The sequence below is a fragment of the Bradyrhizobium sp. LMTR 3 genome (assembly GCF_001693485.1).
Taxonomy (GTDB): domain Bacteria; phylum Pseudomonadota; class Alphaproteobacteria; order Rhizobiales; family Xanthobacteraceae; genus Bradyrhizobium.
Genome location: NZ_MAXC01000002.1, coordinates 158,066 through 175,298 on the forward strand (window position 1 = coordinate 158,066; position 17,233 = coordinate 175,298).

At 63.8% G+C, this 17,233-nt stretch carries 16 protein-coding genes; 8 read left to right on the top strand and 8 right to left on the bottom strand.

Features of this window, described 5'->3' with window-relative positions:
- Positions 1-13: 13 nt before the first annotated feature.
- The 3 genes from LMTR3_RS02340 (at position 14) to LMTR3_RS02350 (ending at position 3,355) form a co-directional block, all read left to right on the top strand.
- Positions 14-1,360 (top strand): ABC transporter substrate-binding protein, encoded by a 1,347-nt coding sequence (locus tag LMTR3_RS02340; protein ID WP_065743480.1) that lies wholly within the window; start codon positions 14-16, stop codon positions 1,358-1,360.
- A gap of 143 nt (positions 1,361-1,503) precedes the next feature.
- A complete protein-coding gene (locus LMTR3_RS02345; protein WP_065743481.1) occupies positions 1,504-2,460 on the top strand; it encodes a carbohydrate ABC transporter permease in 957 nt (318 codons plus the stop codon).
- Entirely contained in the window at positions 2,453-3,355 is a 903-nt protein-coding gene (locus tag LMTR3_RS02350) for a carbohydrate ABC transporter permease (protein WP_065743482.1), read from the top strand. The genes LMTR3_RS02345 and LMTR3_RS02350 overlap by 8 nt, the downstream gene beginning before the upstream one ends.
- Positions 3,356-3,365: 10 nt before the next feature.
- On the opposite strand, the gene LMTR3_RS02355 is transcribed toward LMTR3_RS02350, so the two are convergent.
- From LMTR3_RS02355 to LMTR3_RS02380, 6 genes are all read right to left on the bottom strand, one after another.
- Positions 3,366-4,190 (bottom strand): energy transducer TonB family protein, encoded by an 825-nt coding sequence (locus LMTR3_RS02355; protein ID WP_065743631.1) that lies wholly within the window; start codon positions 4,188-4,190, stop codon positions 3,366-3,368.
- A gap of 5 nt (positions 4,191-4,195) precedes the next feature.
- Positions 4,196-4,639 carry a TonB system transport protein ExbD gene (gene exbD / locus LMTR3_RS02360; RefSeq protein WP_065743483.1) on the bottom strand — a complete coding sequence of 148 codons (444 nt, stop codon included), beginning with the start codon at positions 4,637-4,639 and terminating at the stop codon, positions 4,196-4,198.
- A 3-nt stretch (positions 4,640-4,642) separates the two neighbouring features.
- Positions 4,643-5,404 carry a tonB-system energizer ExbB gene (gene exbB / locus LMTR3_RS02365; RefSeq protein WP_065743484.1) on the bottom strand — a complete coding sequence of 254 codons (762 nt, stop codon included), beginning with the start codon at positions 5,402-5,404 and terminating at the stop codon, positions 4,643-4,645.
- 50 nt (positions 5,405-5,454) lie between these two features.
- On the bottom strand, positions 5,455-5,970 hold the full coding sequence (gene hutX / locus LMTR3_RS02370; RefSeq protein WP_065743485.1) for a heme utilization cystosolic carrier protein HutX: 516 nt from the start codon (positions 5,968-5,970) through the stop codon (positions 5,455-5,457).
- An 11-nt stretch (positions 5,971-5,981) separates the two neighbouring features.
- Positions 5,982-6,317, bottom strand: coding sequence for a heme-degrading protein HmuQ (gene hmuQ, locus LMTR3_RS02375; RefSeq protein ID WP_065743486.1), 336 nt, complete (start codon positions 6,315-6,317; stop codon positions 5,982-5,984).
- Positions 6,318-6,467: 150 nt separating this feature from the next.
- Entirely contained in the window at positions 6,468-8,870 is a 2,403-nt protein-coding gene (locus LMTR3_RS02380) for a TonB-dependent hemoglobin/transferrin/lactoferrin family receptor (RefSeq protein ID WP_084029380.1), read from the bottom strand.
- A 259-nt stretch (positions 8,871-9,129) separates the two neighbouring features.
- On the opposite strand from LMTR3_RS02380, the gene hemP reads away from it, so the two are divergent.
- The 5 genes from hemP to LMTR3_RS02405 all read left to right on the top strand — a co-directional run bounded on the left by hemP (position 9,130) and on the right by LMTR3_RS02405 (position 13,658).
- Positions 9,130-9,336, top strand: a complete 207-nt coding sequence (gene hemP, locus LMTR3_RS02385) for a hemin uptake protein HemP (RefSeq protein WP_065743487.1) — start codon at positions 9,130-9,132, stop codon at positions 9,334-9,336.
- 19 nt (positions 9,337-9,355) lie between these two features.
- A complete protein-coding gene (locus tag LMTR3_RS02390; protein WP_065743488.1) occupies positions 9,356-10,306 on the top strand; it encodes a heme/hemin ABC transporter substrate-binding protein in 951 nt (316 codons plus the stop codon).
- Positions 10,303-11,394: a FecCD family ABC transporter permease gene (locus LMTR3_RS02395; protein WP_065743489.1), complete on the top strand. Its 1,092-nt coding sequence runs from the start codon at positions 10,303-10,305 to the stop codon at positions 11,392-11,394. The genes LMTR3_RS02390 and LMTR3_RS02395 overlap by 4 nt, the downstream gene beginning before the upstream one ends.
- Positions 11,391-12,191 carry a heme ABC transporter ATP-binding protein gene (locus LMTR3_RS02400; protein WP_065743490.1) on the top strand — a complete coding sequence of 267 codons (801 nt, stop codon included), beginning with the start codon at positions 11,391-11,393 and terminating at the stop codon, positions 12,189-12,191. The genes LMTR3_RS02395 and LMTR3_RS02400 overlap by 4 nt, the downstream gene beginning before the upstream one ends.
- A 114-nt stretch (positions 12,192-12,305) precedes the next feature.
- A complete protein-coding gene (locus LMTR3_RS02405; RefSeq protein ID WP_065743491.1) occupies positions 12,306-13,658 on the top strand; it encodes an esterase-like activity of phytase family protein in 1,353 nt (450 codons plus the stop codon).
- Between the two features lie 115 nt (positions 13,659-13,773).
- On the opposite strand, the gene LMTR3_RS02410 is transcribed toward LMTR3_RS02405, so the two are convergent.
- Together LMTR3_RS02410 and serA are read right to left on the bottom strand one after the other, a co-directional pair.
- Positions 13,774-15,429, bottom strand: coding sequence for a mucoidy inhibitor MuiA family protein (locus LMTR3_RS02410; protein ID WP_065743492.1), 1,656 nt, complete (start codon positions 15,427-15,429; stop codon positions 13,774-13,776).
- A 159-nt stretch (positions 15,430-15,588) separates the two neighbouring features.
- Entirely contained in the window at positions 15,589-17,178 is a 1,590-nt protein-coding gene (gene serA / locus LMTR3_RS02415) for a phosphoglycerate dehydrogenase (protein WP_065743493.1), read from the bottom strand.
- Positions 17,179-17,233: the final 55 nt, after the last annotated feature.

Genomic DNA, 17,233 nt, shown 5'->3' on the forward strand with positions numbered 1-17,233 from the left:
CAGGGAGAGCACCATGAGGAACGACATCACCCGTCGCGATGCGTTGGCTTTGGGCGCCTCGGCAGCGGCTCTGGCCGTGACCGGCGCATCGGCGCAAACCGCGTCCACCATCAAAGCGGCCGACGTCCCCGCCCCCAAGTTCGCAATCGAAAAAGGCGCATCCTTGCGCATGCTGCGCCCGGTGCGCTTCGTGCAAGCCGACGAGGACGTGTTCCGCGCCAACGCGGCCAAGTTCACCAAGGACACCGGCATCGAGGTCAAGGTCGACTTCGTCGGCTGGGAAGACATCAGCCAGCAGACTGCGGTGACCTCGAATTCCGGCGCCGGCCCGGATATCATCATCGGCTTCTCCGATGCGCCGCACATCTATGTCGACAAGCTGGTCGAACTGAACGACGTCACCGATTATCTCGGCAAGCGCTACGGCGGCTGGCTGCCGCTGGCGCAGACGTATGGCAAGCGCAGCAAGAGCGACAAATGGATCGGATTGCCGTTCGGCGCCACTGCCGGCCCGCTGATCTACCGCAAGTCGGTGTTGCAATCGATCGGCTACGACAAGGTCCCGGAAGACAGTGCCGGATTTGTGGACCTTTGCCAGAAGCTGCACAAGGCCGGCAAGCCGGCCGGCTTCGCGCTGGGCAATGCCAAGGGCGACGGCAACGGTTTTGCCAACTGGGCGCTGTGGTCGCACAACGCTTCGCTGCTCGATGAAGAGGGTAATATCATCATCAACAGCAAGGAGACCATCGAAGCGCTGAAGTGGGTCAAGGCACTGTACCCGACCTTCATCGCCGGCACGTCGTCGTGGAACGACGTCAGCAACAACCGCGCCTACTCCTCGCAGGAAATCTCGCTGACCGCCAACGGCGTCTCGCTGTACTTCTCGCTGAAGAACGATCCGGCGACCAAGGCGATTGCCGAAGACAGCGAGCATCAACTGCTGCCGAAGGGCCTCGCCAAGGTCTCGCCGATGGCCGGCCTGACGCTGAACGCGATGCTGTTCAAGCACAGCCCCTATCCCAATGCCGCAAAGGCGTTCCTGCAATTCATGATGGAAAAGGAACAGTACGAGCCTTGGCTCAACGCCAACTCCGGCTACTGGTCGCAGCCGCTTGCCGCCTATACCGACGCCGCGGTCTGGTCCAGCGACCCCAAGGTCTCGATCTTCAAGAACACCATGCAGAGCACCTACTACGATGGCTACAAGGGGCCGATTTCAACCGCAACCGGTGCGGTCAGCGCCGACTACGTGCTGATCCAGATGTGCGCCGCGGTCGCGACAGGTGCCCAGACGCCGGAGGCCGCCGTCGCGGAGGCGGAGCAGCGTGCGAAGCGGTACTTCCGGCGGCAGGGCCGGTAGGGCAAGTAGAGCGGCGTCAGCGATTGACACGCCGTCATTCCGGGATGGTGCGTAAGCACCAGACCCGGAATCTCGAGATTCCGGGTTCGATGCTTCGCATCGCCCCGGAATGACCTTGAAAGTCAGACCTGCACAGGGACCCGATGTCCGTAACCACTCTACCATCGCGCGGCGTGGCGCTCCGGCAACCGAACTGGATCGCGCGCTTGTTCGACTACAAGCCGTTCCTGATCGTGATGTGCCTTGCGCCGGCGATCGGGCTGTTGACGGTGTTCCTCACCTACCCGCTGGGCCTCGGCGTCTGGCTCGCCTTCACCGACACCACGATCGGCCAGCGCGGCATCTTCATTGGCCTGGAGAACTTTCAGTATCTGCTGAAGGATCCCCTGTGGTGGAACGCGGTGTTCTACAGCGTCTTCTACACGGGAATAGCGACCATCGGGAAATTCGCGCTCGGCTTCTGGCTGGCGCTCCTGCTCAACAACCACTTCCCGCTCAAGAGCCTGTTGCGCGCTATCGTGCTGTTGCCGTGGATCGTGCCGACGGTGCTGTCGGCGCTGGCGTTCTGGTGGATCTACGATCCGCAGTTTTCGATCATCTCCTATCTGCTGGTCGATGTGCTGCACATCCGCTCGACCAACATCGACTTCCTCGGCACGCCCTGGCCGGCGCGGTTCTCGCTGATCGCAGCCAACATCTGGCGCGGCATTCCGTTCGTGGCGATCTCGCTTCTCGCGGGCCTGCAGACCATCTCACCCTCGCTCTATGAAGCCGCGATGCTGGACGGCGCCACCGCCTGGCAGCGCTTCCGCTACATCACCCTTCCGATGATGATGCCGATTCTGGCGATCGTGATGACCTTCTCGATCATCTTCACCTTCACCGATTTCCAGCTCGTCTATGCCATCACCCGCGGCGGTCCGGTCAATTCCACGCACCTGCTGGCGACGCTGGCGTTCCAGCGCGGCATCGCCGGCGGCGAGCTTGGCGAGGGTGCAGCAATTGCGGTCTCGATGATCCCGTTCCTCGTGTTCGCGACGTTGTTCAGCTACTTCGGCCTGGCGCGCCGCAAATGGCAGCAGGGAGAAGCCAATGACTGACGTAGCTGCCCAACCGGGCAACAGCAATGTCGCCAGCGCCACGCCCGACACCATGGCGTGGGATTCGCGCGCGCGGCGGGTGATGATGATCTATCTGCCGCTGGCCTGCTTCGTGCTGATCCTGCTGTTCCCGTTCTACTGGATGGCGATCACCTCGTTCAAGCCGAACGCGGAGCTCTTGAACTACAAGCAGCACAATCCGTTCTGGATCTCCTCGCCGACGCTGGCGCACATCAAGCATCTCTTGTTCGACACCGCCTATCCGACCTGGCTCAAGACCACGATGTTCGTGGCGATCGGCTCCACCTTCCTGTCGCTGTTCGCTTCGACGCTCGCAGCTTACGCGATCGAGCGCTTGCGCTTCCGCGGCAGCCCCTATGTGGGCTTGGGGATCTATCTCGCCTATCTGGTGCCGCCCTCGATCCTGTTCATTCCGCTCGCCACCGTGATCGTGCAGTTCGGCCTGTTCGACTCGCCGATGGCGCTGATCCTGGTGTATCCGACATTCCTGGTGCCGTTCTGCACCTGGCTATTGATCGGCTATTTCAAGTCGATCCCCTATGAGCTCGAGGAATGCGCACTGGTCGATGGCGCCACCCGGCTGCAGATCCTGCGCCGGATCACGCTGCCGCTCGCGGTGCCCGGCCTGATCTCGGCCGGCATCTTCTCCTTCACGCTGTCGTGGAACGAGTTCATCTACGCACTCGCCTTCATCCAGAGCGGCGCCAACAAGACGGTGCCGGTCGCGATCCTGACCGAGCTCGTCACCGGCGACGTCTACCAGTGGGGCGCGCTGATGGCCGGTTCGCTGCTCGGCTCGCTGCCGGTCGCGCTGTTTTATTCGCTGTTCGTGGATTACTACGTGTCGTCGTTGACGGGCGCGGTGAAGGAGTAGGCGATTCCCGCTATCTGGGGACGGTAAAAATCACCGGAATGTTGAAGCCCATCGAGCCTTGCGTAATTTCGGGCGGAAACGCCGGAAACGGCGAGGCTCGGCGGACCATCGCAGCGGCCTGCGCATCGAGCGCGGCGACGCCAGATGATCCAGCAAGTCGGCTTCCGAGCACCTGCCCGCTGCGGCTGATCGTGAAAGATACCTTGGCCACACCGGGCTGGTTGGCCCCCGCTGGATACTGGTGAAAGCGCATCAGATGCGCGCGCACGCGCTGATTATAGGACGCAACCGCCGAGGCCGTTGCGCCCGCGCTGGCCGCGGAGGCGGCCGGTGCCTGGCGTTCGACGCGAGGCGGTGCCGCGGTGCGTGGTTGGGGTGTCGAGTCGTTTGGCTTCTCCGCCTCGGGGCGGACGACTTTCGGCTTGACTGGCGTTAGCTTGGCATCCGGCACAGGATTGGCGGGCTCGGTGGCCGGCTTGATTTCCAGCTTCTGCTCTGACGGCGCCAACACCTCAGGGTTTTCCTGCGGCGGGGTCGGCGCGATCTGCTCTTCAACAACCTCCTGCTGCTTGACCGGTTCGGGCGGCGAGGCGTCGGCCTGATCCATCAACTGGTCCGGGGCACGCTCCAGCGGCGTCGATTGCGGCGCCGACGATACCGGCGACATGTCCACCATGATTGCCGGCAAGGTGACGCCGGGCTCCGGCTGTGGCCGGCTCCAGTTCATGCCGATCGCGATCACTGCGGCATGGGCAGCGAGAATTGCCGCCGCCGATGCGCCCCAGCGGCGCAATACGGCCTGGTCGGAAGCATCATGGAGCGCGAACGCGTTCATGACGGTCAACTGCGGCCGTCGAGGCCGACCAGCGCGATCTTGAGATAGCCGGCGTTGCGCAGGAGGTTCATCACTTCCATCAAGTCGCCATAGCTGACGGCCTTGTCGGCGCGCAGATAGATGCGCTCGTTCTTGTCGCCCTTGGTGGCGGCATCGATTGTGGCGGTCATCGTATCGCGTGCGATGATGTCCTCGCCGACGGCGACCGAAAGATCCGGCTTCACCGTGACGAATACCGGCTGATCCGGCCGCGGCGATGGCTCGACGGCGCTGGCGGGAAGATTGACGCCGAGATCGACGGTCGCAAGCGGCGCGGCAACCATGAAGATGATCAGCAGCACCAGCATCACGTCGATGAACGGCGTGACGTTGATCTCGTGATTCTCGACAAGGTCTTCGCCGCCGCCGCGCGCCCGTCCGCCGACCACATGTCCGAGCTTCGCGCCCATCGCCTACTCCGCAGCACGCGCCAGGCGGAACGAACCGCGGTCGCCCTCGCGGCTGATCAGGAGCAGCACCAGCGCCGAGGCATCGCCGAGCAGCGCACGATGGGCTGAAATCGTGCGGGTGAGATGGTTGTAGATCACGACCGCCGGGATCGCCGCGACCAGACCGAGCGCGGTCGCGAGCAACGCCTCCGCGATGCCGGGCGCGACCACGGCGAGATTGGTGGTCTTGGCTTCGGAAATGCCGATGAAGGAATTCATGATGCCCCAGACCGTGCCGAACAAGCCCACGAATGGCGCGGTGGCGCCGATGGTGGCGAGCACGCCAGTGCCGCGCGCGATCTGCCTGGACATCGCCGCCTCGACCCGCTCCAGCCGCAGCGCCACTCGCTCCTTGAGGCCGTCGTCGAAATGACCGCCGGAGAGACTCGCCTCGCGAGCGGCGGACTGGATGATCTGCGCGACGGCATCGTTGCCGCCGCGGGCTTCCTTCTCAGCCTTGGCCAGCACCGTATCGGTTTCCAAGAGGCTGAGGCGCCGTTTGGCGGTCGCGGTCTTGCGGCGGATCTCGACGGTTTTCGCCAACCAGATCGTCCACGTCGCCAGCGAAGCGAAGGCCAAGCCCACCATGACCGCCTGCACCACCACGTCCGCATTCACGAACATGTTCCAGGGCGACAGGTTGCGCGGCAGCAGCGCAACGTCGGTGGCGGCGAGCGCCGCGCCCGGCATTCCAGCCACACCGGCAACGCAGCACCAACGGATCATAACGTCCAGCACTCTTCGCTGCATGATCGTCTCCCGGGCTGACAATGCGGTTACACCGCGCGGGCGGGCGCGATCCTTTCCGCCAACGCGTGAAAGCGCTGCAACTGGTCGCTGCGCAGCGCGCGCGCTTCGTCGCGGCCGACAAACACCTTGAACATGATGCCGCCGTCGACATTGATGAACGCGATGAAGGCCGACAACTTGCCCATGAAGGGCCGCTCGACAAAAGCGATTGCTCCGCAGCGCTCGTGCCGCAGATGGCCGTGCAGCCCCTTCGGCTGCATCAGGTTGAAGTAACCGCGGCCCACTTCGCCCGCGGGCACGCTGCCCGTGAATTCGAATATCGCGTCGTCGGTATGGACGATCAGCGTCACCTCGCCCCATTGCGCGACATCGTTCATCGCGGCGGCGAATTCGCCGCCGGGGCCGATGCGCACCATCGTATCGGGCAGCGCCTCGAGCACGGCGCGCGGGGTCACCTTCCGCTCCCGCGCCACGTCCTCGATCACCGCGCCCGGATTCTCCGCCATATGCGCCTTGAGTTCGGCAAGGTCCGTGCTCAACATCGCACCCTCCCTCAAGCGGCGGCGCTGGACTTGCGCTCGCTCAGGATCACCTCGAAACCTTCGAACTTGGGATGGCCGAGGTAGAGGCTTTCGCCGGTCTTGTTGTCGGCGCGGGCATGCGCGCGGCGGAATTCTTCCGATTTGGTCCAGGCTTCGAACGCCGCCTTGTCGACCCAGACCGTGTGCGACGAATACAGCGTGTGATCCTCGGCAACGGGCCCCTTGAGCAGGTGAAACTCGACGAAGCCGGCCATGTTGCTGAGATAGGACTCGCGCGAGCGCCAGACATTCTCGAAGGCCGCTTCAGAGCCAATCTTTACCTGGAACCGGTTCATCGCGATAAACATTTGAAATCTCCTTGCTGGGTTGCTGGGGTGCGCCTGGCGTACCGTTTGAGCTGGTTGGAAACAAGAACGTGCCGAAGCCGCGCTGGAGCATCAGCGCGGCCCGGTGCCATTGGAGGTGACGGTCTCACCCGAGACCGCGGAGTCTTCGTGTCAGGTTCCTCCGAAATGATATCTGAGACCGCCCTTGAAGACGATGCCGGCGCCGGCGCTGGCCCATTTAACGTCGTTCTGCGTGTCGCCCGTGCTCCCGACCGGAATGGCATACGGACGATAGTACTGGTTGAGGAGGTTCTCGACTGAGAAATTAAACGTGAGGTCCCGCGTGGGCTGGTACTGCAGATACAGGTTGACGAGATCGTACGACGTTGCTGGCGTGTAGGTCGGAGGAAGGTTCCTGTTTGCGATCGCCGACGTCCACAGCATGGAAAGAATGAGGGTCCTGTCGAGCAGACGAACACCGGCCGTCGTCGTGATTTTCTGCGGCGGCACAGTGTACAGTCCAAACCCGGTCTGCAGGTTCTTACCGTCCTGGAAGGAGCCGGAGATGCCTGCGTACCAAAGGCCGGCGTCATACATCGTCTCCGCCTCGAAGCCCTGGATTCGCGCCGAGGCGACGTTCTGATACTGCAGGAAGGGCAGGACGGTAATCCTCGGCGCGGGTGGTGGGCCGGTCGGCACCGTCAGCGGCGTACCAAAGGCAACCTGGTCGATGAAGTCGGTGATGTCGTTGCGGAAGAAGTTGATCTTGCCGCGGAAGCTGTCGCCGGCGATGAACAGGTCGTTCTTTCGGATGTTGAATCCGATTTCCTTGTTCTTGCCGACCTCGGGGCGCAGGTTCGGATTAGGCAGGAAACAGAAGGTCGAGTCGGCGCCCGGACCCGGGGTCCCCGATGGGCAACGGAAGAACGAATCGTTGATCGTTGCGCCGGCATGCGGGCCGTTGACCAGCGTCTCCGTAATCGACGGCGCGCGGTAACCTTCTGCATAACTGGCATAGGGCGTCACCACCGCCACCGGCATCAAGGCGACCGTGATCTTCGGCGACAGCCGGTCGCCCCCTGAAGATGTCGCCCCCGACTCCAGGCTGTAGTTGTCGTAGCGAAGGGCGCTGATCGTCTCCAGCAGATTGCTGTATGTTGCCTTCCACTGCACAAACCCGCCGGACACCGTACGCCGTCCGCCTGGAGTTGTGACATCCGAGGTACCGCGCCGGTCGGCAGTCTTCACGTTGTCCTGGAACGCATCGGCGCCGTACGTGACCGCATGGTGCCAATCCGCATACTCGAAGCGCGAGGTGTTGTACGCGTCGAAACCGACCGTATCGAGCAGGTAACCGCGGTTGTCGCCGATGCAGCCGGAGACCGGATTGCCCGGCACGCCGCCGCAAAAAGCGTTGTTGGGATTCGTGTTGGTGTGAAACGTCTTGATCTGATCGTTCTCGGTGCGATTCCAATAGACCTTTGCATTCCAGTCGAACACCTTGTCGTCCGGTTGCGAATATTTCCAGCCGAGCGTCGTCGTGTAGTTCTTCACGTCGGTATGATAGATCGACGTGCCGTTGAGGTTATTGGTCCCATTTGGGTTGGTGGAATTGGGATCGCCGGCGCGCCGCGGCGGCTGGCCCACGTTGTAAAGGTCTTCCTGGAATATCGTGCCCAATTTGACTTCGTGTCCGTCAGCAGGACGCACCGTCACCTTGGCGATACCAGCGGTAAGCCGGTTTCCGGTATTGGCGACTTCGAAACCAGTGCCGTCCTTGTAGCTTTCCTGCGTGCTGTAGGTGCCGCCGGCGAACACATCGACATTCGGATTGACGTGAACACCGCCAAAGACCGAGCCCAAGGCACGGCCATAGTTCGTTCCGAGAATGGTTTTGGCATCCACACCCCAACGCTCGCCCGGACGCACGACGTCTTCGATGTCCTTGGTGCGGAACGACGCCACGCCACCGATCGCGCCCGAACCGTAGATGTTGGCCGTAGGACCGCGCACGATTTCGATGCTGCTGACCAGTTCCGGGTTGAGGAAGAAAGAGCCGTTCGCGAAATGGCCGGTGCGCTGATAGTTCTGCCGCGCACCATCGACGACGACGGCGACGCGACCGAAATCCTGCAGGCCGCGGATATTGATCGAGGTCGACGGCTCATCGCCGCGATCCTGCACCCAGACACCGGGAATGTTGTAGAGGAGACCGCCGAGTGTGCTGGCCTGGCGACCCTGAATCTGCTCCAGCGTCACCACGCTGACGGGAGCCAGCGCGTCGATAGCACGCTCTTCCGTCTTCGAGGCAGCGACGGTGATCGCATCCAGCGACTGCACCGGCACGGCACCGATCTGCGCCATCGCATTCATGACAGGCGCCCGGGCTTGCTGGGCCTGCTGCGGCTTGCCTTGCTGGCGCTTGCCCTGCTTCTGTTTCTTCTGCTCGGATGCGCCCGTGACAGCCTCCGCTTCGAGCGCCTGCGTGAACGCAGCGGTTGAGGACAACAACGCAAATGAAAATGCCGACGCGCCCAAAAACAAGGCGCGCGAATGCCTAGCCCCGAAAGCCATACTGCCCCAACCTGTTTATTTGCCTATTGGGTTGGCTGGCGGGCGCCGGTGATGAGGCGGCTGCTTGCTGGCTACCAATCTTCGCGACCGGGCACCCCCGCTCGTATCGCGTCCATCTTGGTTACGCCGCGGTGCGGAACCGGTCAATAATGCCACGGCGCACTTTATATCAATTGTAAAGTGCAGCGGTTGGATTGCGGCCCCGCCCAACTATACAAGCGTAGATCGATCGAATTCTTCGGGGCACCAAAAGCACAAAATGTCCGCAACAACAGGAGACAACCTCGGAGGTGCCCGGACGCAAGCCGGCAAGCCCGCTTCCGCAGCCAGATCGCTTGCCATCAGCGGCAACCGGATCGACAGCCGCGAACTGTTTGCCACCGAGCGCGAAATCATCATCGCGCATGGCGAGGAGCATTATCGCCTGCGGCTGACGTCGCAGAACAAGCTGATCCTGACGAAGTGACCGACCTGGTGAACCGGAAATGAAAGTTTGTCGCACGCTCGCAGTGTCGGCCGCCGCGGGCTGTTTCCTGCTCGGCGGCGTCGCGCTCGCCGCCGGCGTTACGGTGCATGATGCCCGTAATCGCGACGTCGCGATCGCAGACCCCGCGCGGATCGTCTCGATCGGCGGCGCGATCACGGAAATTCTCTACGCGCTCGGTTTCGAGGACCGTCTCGTCGGCGTCGATTCGACCAGCCTCTATCCCGCCGCGGCGCGCGAGAAGCCGGATGTCGGCTACATGCGCCAGCTTTCGGCCGAGGGCGTGCTCGGGCTCAACCCCTCCCTGGTGCTGGCGGCGCAAGGGTCCGGGCCGAAGGAAACCATCGACGTCCTGGAGGCCGCCAAGGTGCCGCTGGTGCTGGTGCCCGAAACCTTTTCGGAAGCAGGCCTGCTCGACAAGATCAGGCTGGTCGGCCACGCCATGGACGCGGACAAGCGGGCCGAATGCCTGACCGCGGCGGTGTCGGACGATCTGGCGCAACTGCGCGAGCTGCGCGCCAAGGTGACGAAGCCGGTGCGCGTGATGTTCGTGATGTCGCTGTTGAACGGCCGGGCGATGGCCGCCGGAAAGAACACCGCGGCAAACGAGATCATCGCGCTTGCCGGCGGCGTCAATGCCATCGACAGCTATGAAGGCTACAAGATCATCAATGACGAGGCGATCGTCGCGGCGAAGCCCGACGTGGTGCTCTCGATCCAGCGCGGCAAGGATTCGGTGGTCGAGGAGACGGTGTATCTTCATCCGGCCTTCGCGCTGACCCCTGTTGCGGCCAACAAGGCCTTCATCTCGATGGAAGGCCTTTATCTGCTCGGCTTCGGGCCCCGCACGGCGGCCGCCGCCCGCGATCTCTCGATCAAGCTCTATCCGGCGCTGGCGCCGCAGGCCGAAAAATTCAAGCCCGCGGCACTCACCGCCGACTGCCGGAAATGACCGTTCTGACCGAGGGTAATGCCAAGCGCCGCAGCGGATACGCGTTGCGCCCTCCGGCCTCACTGACCCTCATCTGCCTGTTCGCCGCGCTGGCCGGCGCAGCGCTGATCGCGCTGACGGTTGGCGCCGCCGGAATTCCGCTGGCGCGGCTGCCGGCCGCGCTCGGCCTGTGGAGTGACGCCGCGGCCGGTCCAAGCCTCGCGCGCGACCAGCTCGTGCTGTGGTCGATCCGGATTCCACGAATCGGCGCGGCCGCGATGATCGGCGCGCTGCTCGCTGCATCGGGCGCCATCATGCAGGGGCTGTTTCGCAATCCCCTCGCCGACCCTGCATTGGTCGGCGTTTCCTCCGGCGGCGCGCTGGCGGCAGCGGCTGCGATCGTCTTCACCGACAGCCAGATCGGCCAGAACTTCCGCTTCATGCAGCATCAGTTGCTGCCGATCGCGGCGTTCGCCGGTTCGCTCGCGACCACCGTCATCCTTTATTCGATCGCGAGCCGCTCCGGGCGGACGTCGATCGCGATTTTCCTGCTGGCCGGCATTGCCATCGCCGCCATCGCCAATGCCGGCGTCGGGCTCCTTGTGTTTATCGCCGACGATCGCCAGTTGCGCGACATCACGTTCTGGCTATTGGGCTCGCTGAGCGGCGCGACCTGGCCCAAGCTCGCCACGCTGGCGCCGGTGCTGGGGTGCGCCGCGATCGCCTGCCTCTCGATCGCGCGTGGGCTCGACGTGCTGGTGCTCGGCGAGGCCGAGGCGTTCCATAGCGGCGTCGACGTCGAGCGGCTGAAGCGGATTTCGATCGTGCTGGTGTCGGCGATGACGGGCGTGGCGGTTTCGGTCTGCGGCGTCGTCGGCTTTATCGGCATCGTGGTGCCGCATCTGTTGCGGCTGGTGATCGGACCGGCGCACCGATTGCTGCTGCCCGCTTCCATGCTGCTGGGCGCGGTGCTGCTGGTGGGTGCCGATACGCTGGCCCGCACCATCGTGGCGCCCGCGGAAATGCCGATCGGCATCCTGACGGCTGCGATCGGAGCGCCGTTCTTTCTGGCGATGCTGCTCCGCCAGCGCGGGCTGGTTTCGCTATGACCGCCATTCTCGAAGCGCAATCGGTTTCAATGGTCGTTGGCGGCGCCACGCTGGTCGATGGCATCGATCTTTGCGTTGCCCCCGGCGAGATGGTCGCGATCGTCGGCCCCAACGGCGCCGGCAAATCGACGCTGCTGCGGATGCTGTCCGGCGATCTCCGCCCGACGCGCGGCCAGATCAGGCTGAACCAGCGCGACATCCAAAGCTATCCGCCGCGCCTTCTCGCTTTCCACCGCGCGATGCTGTCGCAGCATGTCAACGTCACCTTCCCGTTCACGGTCGAGGAGATCGTTCATATGGGCGCGGGTGATGCCGGCCGGGCCGCCGCGCAACGGCTGGTCGATGCGGCGCTCGGTGAGGTCGATCTGGCCCATTTCAGCCAGCGGCAATTGCCGACACTCTCGGGCGGCGAACAGCAACGCGCGCATTTCGCCCGCGTGCTGGTGCAGCTCGCCTGCGGCGAGGCGCAGCACGGGCCTGGCCTCTTGCTGCTGGACGAGCCGACCTCGAGCCTCGATATGCGCCACCAGATCGACCTGGTGGAAACGGCGAAGCGGCGCGCGCAGAACGGCACGGCCGTCATCGCCGTACTGCACGACCTCAATCTCGCCATGCGCTTCGCCGATCGCATCGTGCTCTTGCATCGCGGTAGGCTCGCCGTCGATGGCGGCCGCAACGATGCGATCACGGCCGAGACCATCCGCCGGATTTTTGAGGTCGATGTGAAGATCGACTATACTGACGCCGGCGTGCCGTTCCTGCTGCCGCAGACCATGCGGCCGGCTGCAGCGCAGTAACACCGAAGCCGCAGCCTTATCCAACGCCGTTACGCGGCTTTCACAAAACTGTCAGCCGGCTGTAACAGCCGCTGCGCAAGACACACCGCATCGCTATTCAACAGGAGATCCGCCATGCGCGTGTCATTGCTCTGCTCCGTCGCGTCCATGTTTCTGGCCGGCGCCGCCTTCGCTCAAGGCGAAGGCGAGTTTCCCGCCACGCTGAAGGGCCACGCCGTCCTGCCGGCGCAGACATTTATCGATGCGCCCGCTGATGCGCCTGACGATCTCAAGACATCAGGCAAATACACGACCGGCCGCCGCGTCGACGCTGCGGGCACCGTGATGGGCAAGTCCTACGAACGCCCGACCGGCGTTTCGCTGCCGTTCAAGGGCCAGCCACTGCAGGGCCATTCCGGCATCAAGATGATGCCGGACGGCTCGTTCTGGGTGCTCACCGACAACGGCATGGGCTCGCGCTACAACTCGGCCGACTCGATGCTCTATCTCAACCGGCACAAGATCGACTGGGCGAACGGCAAGATCGAGCGACAGGAAACCGTCTTCCTGCACGACCCCGACAAGAAGGTGCCGTTCCGCATCCTCCATGAAGACACCGCCAAGCGCTATCTTACCGGCGCGGATTTCGACACCGAAGGTTTTCAGATCATCGGCGACACCTTCTGGATCGGCGACGAGTTCGGGCCCTACGTGCTGAAGGCCGACAAGACCGGCAAGGTCCTGGCGGTGTTCGAGACCACCGCCGACGGCAAGCCGGTGCGCTCGCCCGATCACTGGTCGGTGCAGTCGCCTGCAGCTCCAGGCGCCAGCTACACCACCGTCAACCTCCGCCGCTCCAAGGGCTATGAAGGCTTTGCCGGCTCGAAGGACGGCAAGTTCCTCTATGGCCTGCTCGAGGGCCCACTGTGGAATGCCGAGAAGAAGGACTTTGAAAAAGTCGACAACAAGGAAGCCGCGCGGATCCTCGAATTCGACGTCGCGGCCGAAAAATTCACCGGCCGCTATTGGCACTATGTGTTCGAGCAGAACGGCCACGCCATCGGCGATTTCAACATGATCGACGCCTCAAACGGCCTGATCATCGAGCGCGACAATGGCGAAGGCACCCCCGACAGGGCCTGCCCGGCCGGCCAGCGCGGCGAGAACTGCTTTGCGGACCTCGCGAAATGCAAGCGTGTCTACAAGATCGAGCTCTCCGACGCCAATGTCGGCAAGCCGGTGCGCAAGATCGCCTATATCGACCTGATGAAGATCAAGGATCCCGACAAGAAGGCGCGCAAACCGCTCAATGACGGCGTGCTGACCTTTCCGTTCTTCACCATCGAGAACGTCGAGCGCGTCGACGAGGCGCATATCATCGTCGGCAACGACAACAATCTGCCATTCTCGTCGAGCCGCGATCCCAACAAGGCTGACGACAACGAGTTCGTGCTGCTGGAGGTGGGGGAGTTCTTGAAGGCGAGGTGAGACAAACCCTCCCGTCATTGCGAGGAGCGAAGCGACGAAGCAATCCAGTCTTTCTTCGCGACTCTGGATTGCTTCGCTACGCTCGCAATGACGGCTCCTTCGTTATCCGGTAACCTCAGCCCGCAGGCACCATCACCACGCCCTTGTCCTTGGGCCAGCGTATCCGCCACGCGAAACTGATATCCCTCACCTCGCTGGGCTTGGCCTCGAATGCCCATTCCAGCACGCCGCGTCTGTCGCGGATGTTGCTTGCCGTCGGCGGCGTCGTGGACGACAGCATTTCGACCTGGATTTGCTCGTTCTCGCTGACCGGCAACTGGTCCTCGATCGCGATCCGGATCGGGAAATCATGGCCGTTGCGAACGGTGGTCTTGAACGCGCGTTCGTCGGTCTTCGACGTCGTCACGATCAGGCCGGCCGATCCCTCGTTGCGCTTGAGAACTGCGCGTTCGATCTTGATCTTGTCGTCGCCCCCGAAGCCGAGCCGCACGGTCTCGTCCTTGCTTGCTGCGGCCATCTGGCCGCGGCCGACGAACACGCCGTCGCGGTAGATCGAGACGCGTCCCGGCAATAGCGGCGCGTCCTCGTTCTGCTTGAAGCTCGCTTCGAGGAATGCGGTCGGGTCCTTCACCGGCGCGGCGCGGACCGCGAGGTCGGGCGCGAGCGTTACGGTCGAAACGCGCAGGCTCTTGGCACCTTCGCTCGCACCGAGGCTGACGCGGCCAGGAATTTTGAACACCACCTGGAAGCCGCTGACATCGGCCGCGGCCTGCTGTTCGTCGGCACGTTCGGCGAGGGATTCCGCCACCTTCGCGGCAGGCGCCGCCGAGCGGAACCTATTGTCCATCGCGCCGCTGACCGACGCCTGAGGCCGCGGCGGTTGCGGGTACTGCACGATCAACGGATTGAGCTCGGGCGCGTTGCCGCCGCGCGCGGTTCGCACGGTCGACACACTGAGCGCCACGTTCGACCAGTCCTCGCCGGTGGCCTGCGTGATTTCGGCGCGGCGCACCAGTTCGAGCGCGGGCTTGCGGTCTTTCGCGCCGGTATCGAGACGGGCATCATAGAGCGGCGTCCAGCGCGCACTGCGCACCGCATAGGTCACCCGCAGCGTCGCCTTGGTCGCGGCAGCCGCTGCGAGCTCGATCCGCACCTCCAGCTTGTTCGGCGGCTTCTGGGCCTTGTCCTGCTCGAGGCGCGCGATTTCACGGTCGAGGTCGCGCTGCTTGCGTTCGGCATCGCGGATCGCGGCCTCGGTGCTGGCGACTTCTTCGCCAACCGCGGCAAAGGCCGCGCGCCATTCGGATATCGGCCGCGCCTCGCCCTTGTCGCCGATCCCGACCGGCGCGATATCCGCAAATCGTTCGGCGAACTTGCGCCGCGCTCTCGCCGCATCGATTGCGCCCTGCAGGTTGACGCGCTCGTCCTTCAGCGCCTCGATGCGCTTGTCGAGTTCGGGCAAATTGACCGGCGGCGCCGCGCGCGGCGGTTTTGCGTCGATCGCGCCGATCGTGAGCTTTGCGCCGGCCTCGCCTTCGACCCTGAGCGAGGACGGATCCAGCGTGAGCGGAAAATCCTTGAGAACAGCGGAATTCTCGCCGGCCGGCAGATCGAGCGTGACGAGGCGCGTTACGCTGGCGCCGTCGGGATAGACGGTGACAGCATCCACCGCCGAGCTCGCGGCGATGTCGGCGGCCTGCGCCTCACCGGCGGCAAGCGCCGTCAGAACGACGAGGCTCGTCGTCAAAAAGCTGTTCGCAATCAATCGCATGGATACCCTCCTGAACCGCCCGCCGGATGGCGGCGGACAAACAACGCCCACCACTTCCGGTCATGAGACGCAGCGAGGAAGGAATCGGTTCGATCGGGATTTTCGCCGCGGCCGCACCGCGGCGAAGGACCTTCCCCGGAAGGAAGGGGGATGCGCGTCTTAAAACGCCAGCGCCTTGGCCTGCTTCACCTGCGGCAGCGCCTGCACCTTGGCAAGCACATCGGCCGGCACGGGGCCGTCGATCTCGACCAGCGCGATGGCGTCGCCGCCCTGCTTGACGCGACCGAGATGGAAGGTGGCGATGTTGATCTTGGCATCGCCGAGCAGGCTGGCGAAGCTGCCGATGAAGCCGGGCTTGTCCTCGTTGGTGACATAGATCATCGACTTGCCGAACTCAGCATCGACCCGGATGCCCTTGATGTCGACCAGCCGCGGCTTGCCGTCGTGATAGACGGTGCCCGAGACGGAACGCTCCTGCCGTTCGGTGGTGACCGTCACCGTGATCAGGCTTTCGTAATCGCTCTGCGCCGCGCGTACGATCTCGTCGACCACCATGCCACGCTCCTTCGCGACGACCGGCGCGGAGACCACGTTGACCTCGCCCAGCATCGGGCGCAGCAGGCCCGACAGCACCGCCGAGGTGATCGCCTTGATCTTCATCTCGGCGACGTGTCCCTCATAGGTGATCTCCGTCTTGAGGATGCCGCTCTCGGTGAGCTGGCCCGCGAACGAGCCGAGCTTTTCGGCGAGCTCGATGAACGGCTTCAGCTTCGGCGCTTCCTCCGCCGTGATCGAGGGGAAGTTCACCGCGTTCGAGATCGCGCCGGTGAGAAGATAGTCCGACATCTGCTCGGCGACCTGCAGCGCGACGTTCTCCTGCGCTTCGGTAGTGGAGGCGCCGAGATGCGGCGTGCAGATCACGTTCGGATGGCCGAACAGCACGTTCTTGGTAGCGGGCTCTTCGACGAAGACGTCGAAGGCGGCGCCGGCGACATGCTTGGAATTCAGCGCATCGAGCAACGCCTGCTCGTCGACCAAACCGCCGCGCGCGCAGTTGATGATGCGCACGCCCTTCTTCATTTTCGCGAGCGCCGCCGCGTCGATGATGTTCCTGGTCTTCTCGGTCAGCGGCGTGTGCAGCGTGATGAAGTCGGCGCGCCTGAACAATTCGTCGAGCTCGACCTTCTCGACGCCGATATCCTTGGCCCGCTCCGGCGACAGGAACGGATCGAACGCGACCACCTTCATGCGCAGCCCCAGCGCGCGGTCGGCGGCGATCGAACCGATATTGCCGCAGCCGACCACCCCTAGCGTCTTGCCGGTGATCTCGACGCCCATGAAGCGGTTCTTCTCCCACTTGCCGGCCTGGGTCGAGGCGTCGGCCTGCGGAATTTCACGCGCAAGCGCCAGCATCAAGGTGATCGCGTGTTCGGCGGTCGTGATCGAATTGCCGAACGGCGTGTTCATCACGATGATGCCCTTGGCGGTCGCCGCGGGAATCTCGACATTGTCGACGCCGATGCCGGCGCGGCCGATCACCTTGAGCTTCTTCGCCTTATCGATGATTTTCGCGGTCGCCTTCGTCGCCGAGCGGATAGCCAGGCCATCGTAATTGCCGATGATCTCGGCGAGCTTGTCCTTGTCCTTGCCGAGATTGGGCTGGAAGTCGACTTCGACGCCGCGATCCTTGAAGATCTGGACGGCGGCGGGAGATAGCGCGTCGGAAATGAGAACTTTGGGTTTGGTCATTGGAGTGATCCTTCACACCTTCCCCTGGAGGGGGAAGGTCGGCGCGAAGCGCCGG